The following is a 13,410-nucleotide window of genomic DNA, read 5'->3' on the forward strand; positions in this document are numbered from 1 at the left end:
TGTCGTTTGTTACATTTAATTGACAAAATAAAAAAAACGAAACTATTAAATATAGTTTCGTTTTTTCATTTCACCTTACAACAGTAAGACTTTTTATACTGTTTGCATGATAACTAAATTCCCTGTCAAAAACACCGCTCATTTATTTCTTATACTCGTAATAAAATAAATAGAATGATTCATAGCCAATAGTCATGTTTAAATTTATGAAAAAGGGAGGTAACGGAATGTACCGAAGTAATTCAAATCATACATATAACGGACCTTCCAAAGCACTGCCTCTCTTCCTATTTGATGTAAAAAATGAATTGAAACAAAAAAGCAACCTCATTCATTCTGGCACAATGTATAAATTAACGAAAGAAGAGCAGCTCATTATCAACAACATAAAAATGCAGACAGAACAGCTAAATAAAAATAATGTTACAAGAACACGTGCATACTACCAATTTTACGTTCAATATCCAGAAATACATTGGGCACTACTTGGGCATATGGTTTCACGTAACGGCGGTTGGAATATGACTGATTTAAAGGGCGATTTATATACGAAAATTTTATCAGAGAAAGATCAAATCACATTTTTTTCTTTTTTAGAAATAGGGAATTGGCTTATTTTTCAGGATGTATATCCTCAATTTCTGCTTTATGAACAAAGTGTAAAAAGATCACAAAAACTATTTCACCTTCTCCCTCACCTAAATGTTTCTACATTTATGGAAACGATGTGGAACGATTTTTGGAAAACAGGCAATAAAAAAACATTAGCAATTGCAACTATTATTAATGAACAAAACTACTTAGAAAAAAGAGTGATTCAAAATGTACACTTTAAAAAGACTGTACTAAATAGTATTGGATTTAAACTATTTGATTTCTTTCAGTTTAATCATATCCTTTTCCCATTCTACGCAAATGATAAGAAAGAAAAAGTATTACTATTTGGTGATACAATGAAACATTTCACTTCCTTACATGAACGGATCTTAATTGGAAAAAGGTTGTATTCATTATTATTTCGGGATACACATGTTTTATCTCAAGTAATAAGCTGGGCCCAACACCATCCTCATACAGGATCAAGGAAAGATTACTGGCCTCATCTATTTTCAAGTGTGAATGAATCTTTTTCCCGTGAGTTTTATAAACGCCGAATAAAGAAATGCCAGTTGCGTAATGGCGCTTATCGTATATACAGCCCTGCACTCATCTATGCATGGCGAAATATAGAGCATGAAGAAGTTGACAGTGAAGATTGGTTTACGGACTGGCAAGTCGTAAATTACTTAGTGGATAAGGAGGAAAATATAAATGGACAAATTACAGAAGACTACTGTAAAACACTCGAAAAAATTGAACTTGCCATTCTTGCAAAGAAAAATGTTCTCCTTCGAGAAGACGAATAACCTTTTCGCATTAGTCATTACAATCTTACTCTCTTCTATTATCGGAACTTGCTTAGATGCTTTTTTTGTTGCGAAACAAACATATTCCTTTCCGGTTAGACCATTCTCATCCATATTTTCAGTTAACATTGGTTTTACTTTGTTTGTACTACCGATTTCAACAACGATTTTCATACAAATTTCAAAAACATTATCTGCAGTTTCTAGAATTCTTTTTATTATTTTAATAGGTATTTGTGCTAGCATTTTTGAACAGATTGCTGAAAGATTCGGTTTCTTTATTCATAGCTTGGATTGGAATCATACATATTCTTTATTTGGCTATATGATTTTCTTTTCTTTTATTTGGAAAGTATATGATTTCATACAAAAATAAAGAGATCCTTATAGATCTCTTTCGGTGTTTTTTTATTTTCACTCAATATTTTCTACATTTAAATACTTAGTTTCACAGTAATAGCCTTTGCCGCCAACATAAACTTTTTCTATCTTATTGTTGCTATTGGTTGCCAATTTAACTAATATTTCGGAAGGCGATTGTAAAGAATAACCTTGTTCAAATACATAGACTTCTTTTTGCAAGTTATGCTGTTCATAAAGGTAGCAAGCTAATGCACCGTTTGAAGTTCCAGTCGCTGCTTCTTCATTGATATCGTATAGTGGAGCAAAATTTCTGCATATAATTCGATTGTCATTAAAAGTATATAGATGCATTCCGACAACATTATAATACTTGCTGATTTCTTTAATTTTTTCAAAATTAGGTTGCAGTGTATGTAATTGTGTTTCGCTTTTTATAGGAATTAAAATATCTTTTAAACCCGTGGAAACAATTTGAATTGGATATGTATTATCTATAGCTTTCATGTCAAAACAGTCGATGAACTCGTTTGGAGATACAACATCATAGAATATCGGTTTGTTTTGTTCCATGAATATGATGTCATCTTTTACGGTAATAGTAAGAACACCGCTGTTCGTTTCAATCGTATAGCGATTCCTGAAAAGTTTATTTAAATGCATCAGTATCGCGAAAGAGCCAATTGTGGCATGACCACATAAATCAACTTCTTCTTTTGGTGTAAAATACTCAAATTTATAATCAGCAATTTCAGATTCTGATATAAATGCGGTTTCCGCATAGCCCAGTTGTTTGGCTATTGCCATTTTTTGAGTAGTGGTTAATGTATTCTCAATAAATACCACTCCTGCTTTATTTCCACCTTTATGATCCTTGCTAAATGCACTTGCAACATAGACGGATATTTTCATAAGACACCTTCCTTCCTCACTTGTAGTAAATTGTAGCATAGAAAACATTACGTATAAATGTTGTTGGATAAATTTTCTATAAAGCAAGAGACAAATTATTTTTTAGCATCTGCACTCTCAAAAAATAGTTTGTTTGCAGTCTGAGAGATCCTTATAGATCTCTTCTTAAGCATAATCTTCGGTTACCATTAATGATGTAGGGTTTTGAAGACTTTTTGAACGTAAACGATAGGCAACGATTTTCTTTTTATATTGCTTTATTACATCAACATGTTCCTCATGGCTATACAGAGAAAACCTAATCTCTTTATTCCCTTTCTTCGTGTTAATAACGATTGGTGTTCCTTCCCCGCGTGGTGGAAAATAATGTTTATCTAAAAATAGAGCCTCATTAAATTCATGAATAACTTGAAGTTTCGTCTCTCCCTCTATATTTTTTCCATCTATCGATATAGAGGTATTCTCTTCTTCAAGCTTTTGATGCAATTCAAATCTACTAATAATTGATTCTACAACAGAAGTGGGCATACTAGAAACTAATACTTTGATAGCTCCAAAAATAAATAATGTAACTATAAACCATGTTGTCATTTTCATCATCTCCATTACATTTTAAAATATAAATTTCGTTCCATACGGTATGACTATACTAATAAGTATTCCGGTTACAATCATCGTCACCGAACCGATCGTCGCTTCTTTCTCGCCTTCCTTCACGAGACGGCTCACACCGATAATATGTGAGGCGCAACCCATTCCCACTCCTTTTCCAATCGTGCTCGTTATACGGAAAAACTTAAGTACTGTTGGTCCGATAATAGCACCTGTGATTCCTGCAACAACTACAAAACTAGAAGTCATAGATGGAATACCACCAATTTGATCCGCTAATGAAATAGCAATAGGCATCGTCGCTAATTGTGGGAGTGTTGTTAATATGAGTTCCTTATCTATATTTAACATCTCACCAATCACTACATTCATACTCGTTAAAGCCACTATGCCTACCGCTACACCGATAAGTATCGAAAAAAAGTTTTTCATTAGTATTCTTCGCTCTTTAAATAAAGGTATCGCTAATGCTACAATTGCAGGACTCAATAAACTAGAAAGAATATCTCCACCATTTTCCCTATACTCATGATGAGAAATATCAAAAATCAGAAATAAACAAATCATAATTGCCGTAACTGTTAACACCGGTAACATAAATGGAAACGTAAATTTTTTATATAACTTTGTCGCCAATACATACATTACTACAGTAATAATAATGAAGACCATTTGCATCGTGCACCTTGTCGATTTTATTTTTTTGATGTTACTAATAATTGACTTATATACCCTGAAATAATCAAAGTTACTACCGTACTTGCAACTACTAACATGAATATAATACTCCCCTTACTGAAAAGAAAAGACCCGTATTCCATCAGACCTGTTGTCGAAGGAATGAGAAATAACGGTAAAAATACAATCAATTTCTCCGCACCTAACTCAAACCATCTTAATGGCAAAATCCGAGTAGAAAGGAGCAAGAACAATATTAACATCCCTATTAAACTTCCTGGCATCGATAGTTGAAATACTTCCTGAATCCATAGACCAACTAAGCTAAATATATACAGCACGCCTACTTGAAGTAAAAGTGTCACGTACTTCATTTTTTTCCCTCTTTTCACTATCTCACATTCATATTATGAAATCTCATTTAACGTATCAGCAAACCGTGCAATTCCAAATTGAATTTGTTCTATATTCGCTCTCCCAAACGTAAATCGGATATATTCATTTTTAGAGCCTAAAACACTTCCCGGAACAAATGCAACACCATTTCGTATAGATTCACCTAACAAGTGGTATTCATCAAACGTTCCCTTCACCTTGCACCATACATGTATTCCACCCTCTGGAACGAAACATTCAACTCGGTCTCCCAATATTTCGTCAAGCTTTGCAATTAATACATCTCTTCTTTGCTTCAATTGTCCACGCAGCATCGTAATGTGCGTATGAAAATCCTCTGATTCTAAAAATTGATTCGCTACCCACTGCGTAAATACACTATGACCAAAATCAACTTGTTGCTTTGCATCTGCTAAACGCTCTATTACACGCGTAGGACCAATTACCCATCCAATACGTAATCCTGATGCAACAACTTTTGATAATGAACTTATATAAAGAACATTCCCGTTTTGATCCATTGATTTTAATGTTGGATTCACTTCTCCATTAAATGAAGTTAAACTATACGGATCATCTTCTACAATTGGTATCCCAAATTCAGAAGACAGTTCTAAAATCTTTTTACGTCTCGCTAATGAAAGCACAGTTCCAGTTGGATTTTGATAATCTGGATTTAAAAATACCATACGAATACGATGCTTTTTATGCAACTCAATTAAGTCATCTGGATCCATTCCATGCTGATCAACAGGTAAATGGAATATTTTTAACCCTGCAGATTTAAACATGGGAAGTGAGAAACAATAGGAGGGATCCTCAATTGCAATCGCATCTCCAGGCTTTAATAAGCATTGAACGATAAGATTAAGTGCCTGCTGTGCTCCTGATGTAATAAGGATCGAACTTGAATCCGCTTCAATTTGTTTATATTGCTGAACATGTGCTGCAATTGTTTTTCTCAACATTTCATTTCCAAGTGGATGGTCATAACCGAGGTTTTCCATAAATGTTTTCTCCGACAAAATCGTTCGGAATCTATCACTCGGAATTAATTCTGGTGACAATTCACCACTCGCTAAATTAATTAAGTCATCTTTTTGTGTTTCTGTTCTAATTTGTTGAACGAGTGGTACATTAGGTAAGAACGATCCATCCTCAACGTACCTACCCCAGTTCGGTATTCGTTTATGTGAAACACCCCATATGTCTGTATTCACCCTTGTTCCGCTTCCTTTTTGCCGTTCTACTACTCCAAGTGATTTTAATTCTTCATATGCAGCTACTATTGTACTCCGGTTCACCTGTAACTCTTTTGCTAACATCCGCTCAGAAGGTAACTTGCTATCAGAAGGAAACTCACCTGAAGAAATACCCCTTTCAATATAATCCGCTATTTGTTTATATACAGGCGTTTTATCTGCACGATTTGGTTTCCATTCCACCCTGTTGCCTCCTCTCAAAACTAACTATACTTTACTCACTAATAACAGTATTCACTGTAACAATAGTATTAATTAAGCGCATGATTTAAAAATGTTTCTACCGTAACATTAAAGCTAATTGGCTGCTCTAAATAAGGTAAGTGCCCGCTATTTTTAAACTCAATGAAAGTTGTATTTTTTATATATTTTTCAAACTCTCTTACATATTTTTCTGGCACAAAATCATCATATCTCCCTCTTATAATTAAAACAGGACATGAAATATTTGAAAGAAACGGTCTTTGATCATAATCAACTAATTTAGCAAATAACATTTGAATATGACCCGGATGAATAGACTGTAAAGATTGATAAAACCCCCTGACAATCACTTCATTACTGGCTACCCCCATTGCCTTCAACAATGTATCCGCCCATGTTTTTCCGTTATCATGTAAGCTAAGTAAATCATATACTTCAAGTCGTTTTTTTCGATCTTCAGGCTCCAAATAGGGAAATGCATTTACAACAATTAAGCTAGAAACAAAGTCTGGATATTGAGTAGCAAAATCGATACCGACTCTAGCTCCCTTTGAAAGACCACAAATGACTATTTTTTTAAACTTTAAATAATTGCATAACTCATACAAAACATTTAGGTAGTCTTTAAAAGGAATTTCCAGCCCTTCAGATTTCCCATGCCCTGGTAAATCAAGTGAGATCACTGTCCATTTTTTCTTGAAATATTGCCTTTGATATAACCAATTATTTGCGTTTCCTCCAAGGCCGTGTAAAAACAATATGACAGGACCCGATCCTTCTATATTGTAAAAAACCTTTCGATTCTTATATTCAAAATACATATTCATCACCTTTAGCTGTAGCATCACTTATTCTTATCTTTGAATGGATATATCCAAAACGGTTCTCTTTCTAACCACTCGACTGTTTCCGGTACACCATCTTCATACTCTCTTTTTAGTTCCGTTACTTTAGTCGCAAATTGTGATGCATGTGCTTGCAATGCTTCTAGCTTTTTTGGAACATATTCTTTCACTTCATTTTTAAAATGTGGCGGACCTATTTCCGCTTCATGATTATTTGAAAAAGCTACCGCATAAAATGTTGGCCTTTTATTTGCCGGAATAGTAGCTAACGCCTCAGCCACCGCTTCTCCTGTTGCATCATGATCTGGATGAACTGCATATCCAGGATAAAAAGAAATGACCAACGAAGGATTCACTTCTTCCACACATTTTTGTATTACACGTCTTAACTCTCCAGGAGTTTCAAATTCAAGAGTTTTATCACGATATCCCATCATACGTAAATCTTTAATACCTAAAATATTTGTAGCCCTCTTTAGTTCTTTCTCTCTTATAGCATATAATGATTCACGTGTTGCAAAAGGAGGATTTCCCATCGCTCTCCCCATTTCACCTAACGTTAAGCAAACATAAGTTAGAGGAACCTTTCGCTGCGCATAAGCTAAAATTGTACCTGCCACGCAATATGACTCATCATCTGGGTGGGGAAAAACAATTAAAACGTGGCGTTCATTTTTTATCAAAATCATACTCCTCCATCATATACAATAATAATTTTTTTCTTTCAAAACTATTAAATCACTACCGCATACCACGTTACCCCAACAAGTAGTACGAAAAGTAGGAGAATATAAATAGTTGATAAATTTTTCACATTTCTCTTTGTGGACTTGCCGTAATTCTCCTCCACATTTCGTGCAACTAGCACGGTCCCAAACAGCGATCCAATTACAATAATAACCACTAGTGAAATTGCAAAAACCATTGTATTTTCACCTCTCTAAAGACAATCTATTTTAATAAAGAACTTCCTCTTTAAAACTTTGATAATATACTACCTTTCTTCTCTTATCATAATGGATGTTTGTAGAAAACGGACCAACCACTTTTATGTTTTTTTGCTCATCCACTTTGAAAATAAAAAGCAACTGATCACTTATGATCGGTTGCTTTTTCGCAAAGTTAATTATATTCATTTTTCACTTGAAATTGATCCGATTTAAAAGTTTGGCCTTTTCATAATGAAACATCGATTGGGATAATTCGAAAATTGTCCCGTTTACAAGACAAACTGTATTTTCAATAAGAAGCGCCGGATCACCTTCATTTAATTCTAAAAGCTGTGCATTTTCTTTATTTGCTTTTTCACAACTAATAACTTTATCAGCAAAACCAATATTTAATCGTAAATCTTCAATGAAATAACTGTATACAGAGCTTAATGCTATTTCTTCGTTCAAATATGGAATAATATCCTTTTTGAAATAACTTACTTCAATAGAGAATGGCTTAGCATCTACAATTCTTAAGCGCTTCAAAAAATACAACCTAGTTCCAGCTTCGCATTGCATCCGCTTTGCTATCTCTTCGTCCGCATCTATTACTTCCAGCCCTAACACTTTCGTTTCAATATTTTGTGAAACAAGATTCTTCGTTAATCCACGTAAACTTCCTAAATTAATGTAATCTGTTACAGAAGTTTCGCGTAAAAACATACCACTACCTTGTACTTGAAAAATATAACCTCTATTCACAAGCTGACTAATTACTTTACGTATCGTATTACGGCTTACTTCAAATCGATTCATCAACGCTTCTTCTGTAGGTAGTTTTTTCGTTTCATTAAAAAACCCATCTCGAATGTTTTGCTCTAACACATCTGCAATCTGTTTATACTTTGCACTCATACACTTTCTCCTAAAATACTCTTTTATCTATTATAACTCTTCTCCTCTCGTTTCGATCACATGTTTATACCAATGAAACGAAAGTTTCTTCTTACGTTTTAAGTTATCATTATGATCGACAAAAATAAAGCCATATTGCTTTTTGTATCCATTTAACCAACTTAAAAGGTCAATTACTGACCATGCATAATAACCTTTTAAATTAATCCCCTCTTCAATTGCACGCTTTATTACTTTTAAATGCTCTTCAATAAATTTAATTCTCGGAACATCTACAATTTCTCCATCAATGATCGGATCTTCATCACCAAGTCCATTTTCCGTTACATACATCTTTATATCACCGTAACGCTCTTTCAACATATGCAATCCATCTAAGAAACCTTCGGGAGATATTTCCCATCCCCATTTCGTATATGTTTTATCATCCATTTTAACTGTTCGATAAAAACCATCAAAAGAAGGATTACCTGGAGCAAGTGTTGAGTTTTCTCGAGAATGCTCCCCACCATTTATATCCATATCGTATCTTTCTACTCGTATTGGTTGATAATAATTTAAGCCAATAAAATCATTCTTTTCAGCATTTTGTTTAATGATTTCTAATTCTTCAACCGTCCAATTAGGAGTCCATCCTTTTTTCTTTAATTGTTGTACAACATAAGACGGATACTCACCTTTTAAAACTGGATCATAATACCAATACGTTTCATATTCATTCGCATGCTTTGCTGCCAGTATATTTTCTTTTTGACCATCCACACTATAAGCAGGTAAGAAAACATGAGTAATACCAATTTCCCCATATTGTTTCAGCTGTTTGTACACCGCAACTGTTTTCGCATGCGCATAAAATACATAATGCGTCGCTTGAAAATACTTTGGAACATCATTTTGTATTCCTGGTGGATGTGCACCTTTTAAATAACCTAATCCACAAAACATTACTGTCTCATTAAAAGTAATCCAATGTTTAACTCTATCACCAAATGCCTTAAAACAAATTTCTGCGTATTTCACGAAAGCTTCTGCTGTTCGTTTATTCGTCCATCCACCATCTTTTTCTAACGCTAATGGTAAATCCCAATGATATAAAGTGACAAACGGTACAATCCCATATTTTAAACATTCATCAATTAAGTTGTTATAAAATTCGATTCCTTTTTCATTCACCTCTCCATCTCCAGTCGGCAATATTCTCGCCCAAGAAATAGAAAAACGGTACGATTCTAACCCCATTTCAGCCATTAAACGAACATCTTCCTTATATCGATGATAATGATCAACAGCTACATCACCATTTGTTCCATTGTATGTTTTGCCAGGAATTTTTGAAAACTCATCCCAATTCGTAACACCTTTTCCATCTTCATTCCATGCACCTTCTACTTGGTAAGAAGCTGAAGCAGCTCCGAATAAAAAATCATGTGAAAACTTCATAGTATATACCTCCATTTCATTACAACAAATAAAATTCATTCATACATATAAAATTTATGGGTACAAATTTTATATGTATGATTATATCGTATGTTTTTATTTTTTTCTATCACGAAAGTATGATATCCAATGTTGGTTTTTGGAAAACAAAAAGAAGCGACGTATTTTATCGCTTCTTACTCTCATCATCTTTATTCTTTTATAAGTGACTCATTCGCTCTTATAACTTCTTGATACAGCAATGGTGACCACTTTTCATTTATATAATCTTGAATGATCCAACCTACTCTTGTAGGATTCTTTTGTTTTATATAGTTTGCAATTTCAGGATTTATGTAAGAGGCGTAGTAATATGGACTATTCCATGCTGTACCACCAGAAGACAAACTTGTAAAATTAATATATAGATGATGCAAATCCTCACTATTATTCATCGTTTCATTGATCGTATCTTTAATAGATTTTACTTTCTCATCATAACTCACTTTATATTTATCTTGTACTGTTACATTTACATTTTGATTTACAGTTGTCGTAAAGGTCTCATTATCTGGCCAATAAAAATTATTATATCCTCCAGATTCATTACTACCACCATATCTTTTTAGTAGTACAATTTTCCCACGAGCATCTCCCAATTTTATATTTCCTTCTGTTTTTAAAAAGATAGGATCAACAAAATATTTTTTTTCAAACACATTACTAAATGAACCTTCTGCCCCTTTCATATCCTCATACTCTTTTTTTAAAGACATAATAATCGTTTCACTTGGATTATCTTTTAGAAATTGTTTCGCTTCGTTTATGAATTCGTGCAGGGTTACATAAAGATATAATGGCCCATGATGAAGAACTATCGTATTATCATCTGTTAAACGTCCTCTTATATCAAAAATTCTAGCTCCATGATCCATTTGGTAGCGAAAATCATATTCTTGCGTCATTCCCCATACTTGCTTAATCGGATTTTGCAACTTGAACGTTCCACTATCATGTGTTCCTGGAATTGAAATTCGTGCTAACGGGATATTATCAGGTATAGGTTGCATCCACTTTGACCAATTTTCAAGCTCATTAACAGAGCTAGCCGCAACGACTCTCTTATCATGTAAAGCAAATACAAATGTGATAAATATTGTACTACATATGAATAATTTCAAAAGTAACTTCTTATTGCTCATTATTATCCCTCTCTTTTTCCGTTTTTATATCAAACTTATTGAATATAATATAAGCTAGTTCATAAAAAATAAATAACATTTCATCAATATGAAATATTGCATAGAAGTAAAGTTGAAAAATCATTCACATATACTAAATTAGAAAAATTCAAAGGAACTTCATCTGAAGTTCCTTTTGCTTATTTTATGTTCAATATATATGAACCATCTTTATTCTCATATTTATAGACGTATAAATAATATTTACCTGGCTTTGCATTATAAGTTCCTTTCACTACATTCCCTTCATTTTCACCATATGCTACATAGTTATTTAAATCTGATTCATGATGAAGTACCCATGTCATTCCGATATTTTGTTCATTTAGTAGAGATATATTAATATTTTCCGGCGAGTCAATTTGGAAAGTAAATACATCTACTCTATCACTATTATGTAGCGTTCCTTTCACCGGTGTATGAAAGTTAACTTTATTTGCCTGTCTAGGCTCATTATTTGGTTCATTTTCTATTACTTGTAACTCATTCCCACCGTTTGGTTTTCTTTGTTCATAGCCTAAGTTAACTAGTATAGACTTCAAATCTGGTAAAACACCAATTTTATCTGCATATGGATCTTTAGATTTTGTTCCTGTGTTCTGGTTGCTTAATATCGCTCTTAGTTCACTCGGTCTATATGGTTGTCCTAAATTTTCTTTCGCAATGCTTTGTACTAAAGTCGCTGCTCCGGCAATAATAGGCGAAGCACTCGACGTGCCACTAAAGCTAGGTGTATAAAGATTTATAGCACTTCGACTTTGCTCAGCTGTAGTTGTATCTACGTTTTCTCCCCAACCATAGACATCAATACGGCTTCCATAATTCGAAAACCACATACGCTCATGAGGGAAAGATGAAGAGCCCGCTCCTACCATAATTGCACCTGAATCTTTAAAATCTTTACTATTACGATTTAAAATTTGTTTACCATTTCTATCTTTAAATTGATCTAAATCATTCCAACCATTTGCTCCAGCTTCTACAATGACAACACCTTTATCTGTACCAGCACGAATCGCATCAAAGATATCTGGTTGTACTTCAACAGGTAAATATTTATCACCATATCCATCGAAAGATGCTTGTGCCTCTAACAATAAAACATCCCCAGCTTCTAACTGATTTACAGCACTTAATATTGCATCAGCTGTATTATACTGTCCGTTATCTCTTATTTGAGAGATAACCTTTGCTTTCGCTTTTGGCGCAATCCCAATATTCCCAACTTTATTGTCCTCAGAGGATACAATTCCTAGTACAGACGTCCCATGACCGACATGCTGATCTATATTTCTTCCAGACATTAATTCAATATTTTGATGTACTAAATCCTCATGATTTAATAACCATCCATATTCCATATCAACAAAGGTGACATCGCTTCCCTTACCACCTTGAACTCCCCAGGCGAAAGGCGCATTAATACCGTATGGTGCTGCTTCAAGATAACCTTGTTTTTCATATCTAGGGTTGTTATTCGGATTAAAAGATACACTTAATGGTTGTACCTCCGGTGGTGTTATTTTTTCTTGTTTCTTCATATAGACATCTTCTATTAAAGAAGATGTCTTTAACTTATCTACTAGTTCTTCTTCATGCCCACTATTTTGAGTTTGAAGAATATAGTAGTTTAATAAACTTGTAGATATATGATTAGGTGCTTTCACTTCAAGGTTTTGTATTTGCTTCGGGCTTACAGATGTGAATAAACGAGTAAATGTTACATCTGGGTATTCTGCCAAAAGATTTTTTATTACTTTATCATTCGTTTGAGATTGTATTTGTTTTTCAATACCATCTTCATATGGCAAATCCAAATCCGCTTTAAATTTTACAATGATTTGCTTATCTGTTTCTTGTTCTATTCCTAATTTACTCTGCTGTTCTGTAGAATCAGCATGTACACTATTGACATTGCCTCCTATTCCTAAAAGTGTTGTAATGATTACAGTTGACGCACACATTTTTTGAAATATTTTCATCACATCAATCCTCCTATTATTAATCATTATATTAATCTATAATGATTTTATTTATATAACATATTCCCTTTCTACTAAATAGATTATAGTAATCAGCAATATGAACTTCAATGTATTTTTATATGCAATATTTCATATTTAGGCTCTACACTACATGAATAAGAAACTTATAATGATTATTTATTTTATATGTGCTAATATACTTACATTAATATATAACGTATATAAACATTTCAAACCACATTA

General features: G+C 33.4%; 14 protein-coding genes. 2 read left to right on the forward strand and 12 right to left on the reverse strand.

Features of this window, described 5'->3' with window-relative positions:
- The first annotated feature begins 227 nt into the window (after positions 1–227).
- Positions 228–1,406, forward strand: a complete 1,179-nt coding sequence (locus ATN06_RS18960) for a DUF2515 domain-containing protein (protein WP_060631920.1) — start codon at positions 228–230, stop codon at positions 1,404–1,406.
- Positions 1,312–1,782, forward strand: a complete 471-nt coding sequence (locus tag ATN06_RS18965) for a CBO0543 family protein (protein WP_060631921.1) — start codon at positions 1,312–1,314, stop codon at positions 1,780–1,782. The genes ATN06_RS18960 and ATN06_RS18965 overlap by 95 nt, the downstream gene beginning before the upstream one ends.
- Before the next feature lie 38 nt (positions 1,783–1,820).
- Here the strand turns inward: ATN06_RS18965 and ATN06_RS18970 are convergent, their stop codons facing one another.
- From ATN06_RS18970 to ATN06_RS19030, 12 genes are all read right to left on the reverse strand, one after another.
- The gene (locus tag ATN06_RS18970; protein WP_060631922.1) at positions 1,821–2,678 is read right to left on the reverse strand and encodes a PhzF family phenazine biosynthesis protein; all 858 of its coding nucleotides are present in this window, start codon (positions 2,676–2,678) and stop codon (positions 1,821–1,823) included.
- Positions 2,679–2,843: 165 nt separating this feature from the next.
- Entirely contained in the window at positions 2,844–3,269 is a 426-nt protein-coding gene (locus ATN06_RS18975; RefSeq protein WP_060631923.1) for a YfmQ family protein, read from the reverse strand.
- 21 nt (positions 3,270–3,290) lie between these two features.
- Positions 3,291–3,962 (reverse strand): LrgB family protein, encoded by a 672-nt coding sequence (locus tag ATN06_RS18980; RefSeq protein WP_060631924.1) that lies wholly within the window; start codon positions 3,960–3,962, stop codon positions 3,291–3,293.
- Between the two features lie 23 nt (positions 3,963–3,985).
- Positions 3,986–4,342, reverse strand: coding sequence for a CidA/LrgA family holin-like protein (locus ATN06_RS18985; RefSeq protein WP_060631925.1), 357 nt, complete (start codon positions 4,340–4,342; stop codon positions 3,986–3,988).
- 33 nt (positions 4,343–4,375) lie between these two features.
- Positions 4,376–5,809, reverse strand: coding sequence for a MocR-like pyridoxine biosynthesis transcription factor PdxR (locus tag ATN06_RS18990; RefSeq protein ID WP_060631926.1), 1,434 nt, complete (start codon positions 5,807–5,809; stop codon positions 4,376–4,378).
- A 68-nt stretch (positions 5,810–5,877) separates the two neighbouring features.
- Entirely contained in the window at positions 5,878–6,651 is a 774-nt protein-coding gene (locus ATN06_RS18995; RefSeq protein ID WP_060631927.1) for an alpha/beta fold hydrolase, read from the reverse strand.
- 23 nt (positions 6,652–6,674) lie between these two features.
- A complete protein-coding gene (bshB2, locus tag ATN06_RS19000; protein WP_060633174.1) occupies positions 6,675–7,355 on the reverse strand; it encodes a bacillithiol biosynthesis deacetylase BshB2 in 681 nt (226 codons plus the stop codon).
- A 53-nt stretch (positions 7,356–7,408) separates the two neighbouring features.
- Positions 7,409–7,600, reverse strand: a complete 192-nt coding sequence (locus tag ATN06_RS19005) for a hypothetical protein (protein ID WP_000230688.1) — start codon at positions 7,598–7,600, stop codon at positions 7,409–7,411.
- Positions 7,601–7,814: 214 nt separating this feature from the next.
- Positions 7,815–8,522, reverse strand: coding sequence for a GntR family transcriptional regulator (locus ATN06_RS19015; protein WP_060631929.1), 708 nt, complete (start codon positions 8,520–8,522; stop codon positions 7,815–7,817).
- A gap of 30 nt (positions 8,523–8,552) precedes the next feature.
- Positions 8,553–9,962 carry a glycoside hydrolase family 1 protein gene (locus ATN06_RS19020; protein WP_001976622.1) on the reverse strand — a complete coding sequence of 470 codons (1,410 nt, stop codon included), beginning with the start codon at positions 9,960–9,962 and terminating at the stop codon, positions 8,553–8,555.
- Between the two features lie 191 nt (positions 9,963–10,153).
- Positions 10,154–11,143 carry a phosphatidylinositol diacylglycerol-lyase gene (plcA, locus tag ATN06_RS19025; RefSeq protein ID WP_060631930.1) on the reverse strand — a complete coding sequence of 330 codons (990 nt, stop codon included), beginning with the start codon at positions 11,141–11,143 and terminating at the stop codon, positions 10,154–10,156.
- 179 nt (positions 11,144–11,322) lie between these two features.
- On the reverse strand, positions 11,323–13,164 hold the full coding sequence (locus tag ATN06_RS19030; RefSeq protein ID WP_060631931.1) for a S8 family peptidase: 1,842 nt from the start codon (positions 13,162–13,164) through the stop codon (positions 11,323–11,325).
- Positions 13,165–13,410 lie beyond the last annotated feature (246 nt).

The sequence above is a fragment of the Bacillus thuringiensis genome (assembly GCF_001455345.1).
Lineage (GTDB): Bacteria > Bacillota > Bacilli > Bacillales > Bacillaceae_G > Bacillus_A > Bacillus_A thuringiensis_N.

What these genes read in the sequence shown, in the direction of transcription:
- ATN06_RS18960 (WP_060631920.1), top strand. Translation starts at nt 228, where the DNA reads ATGTACCGAAGTAATTCAAATCATACATATAACGGACCTTCCAAAGCA.
- ATN06_RS18965 (WP_060631921.1), top strand. Translation starts at nt 1,312, where the DNA reads ATGGACAAATTACAGAAGACTACTGTAAAACACTCGAAAAAATTGAAC.
- ATN06_RS18970 (WP_060631922.1), bottom strand. Translation starts at nt 2,678, where the DNA reads ATGAAAATATCCGTCTATGTTGCAAGTGCATTTAGCAAGGATCATAAA.
- ATN06_RS18975 (WP_060631923.1), bottom strand. Translation starts at nt 3,269, where the DNA reads ATGACAACATGGTTTATAGTTACATTATTTATTTTTGGAGCTATCAAA.
- ATN06_RS18980 (WP_060631924.1), bottom strand. Translation starts at nt 3,962, where the DNA reads ATGGTCTTCATTATTATTACTGTAGTAATGTATGTATTGGCGACAAAG.
- ATN06_RS18985 (WP_060631925.1), bottom strand. Translation starts at nt 4,342, where the DNA reads ATGAAGTACGTGACACTTTTACTTCAAGTAGGCGTGCTGTATATATTT.
- ATN06_RS18995 (WP_060631927.1), bottom strand. Translation starts at nt 6,651, where the DNA reads ATGTATTTTGAATATAAGAATCGAAAGGTTTTTTACAATATAGAAGGA.
- ATN06_RS19005 (WP_000230688.1), bottom strand. Translation starts at nt 7,600, where the DNA reads ATGGTTTTTGCAATTTCACTAGTGGTTATTATTGTAATTGGATCGCTG.
- ATN06_RS19015 (WP_060631929.1), bottom strand. Translation starts at nt 8,522, where the DNA reads ATGAGTGCAAAGTATAAACAGATTGCAGATGTGTTAGAGCAAAACATT.
- ATN06_RS19020 (WP_001976622.1), bottom strand. Translation starts at nt 9,962, where the DNA reads ATGAAGTTTTCACATGATTTTTTATTCGGAGCTGCTTCAGCTTCTTAC.
- plcA (WP_060631930.1), bottom strand. Translation starts at nt 11,143, where the DNA reads ATGAGCAATAAGAAGTTACTTTTGAAATTATTCATATGTAGTACAATA.
- ATN06_RS19030 (WP_060631931.1), bottom strand. Translation starts at nt 13,164, where the DNA reads ATGAAAATATTTCAAAAAATGTGTGCGTCAACTGTAATCATTACAACA.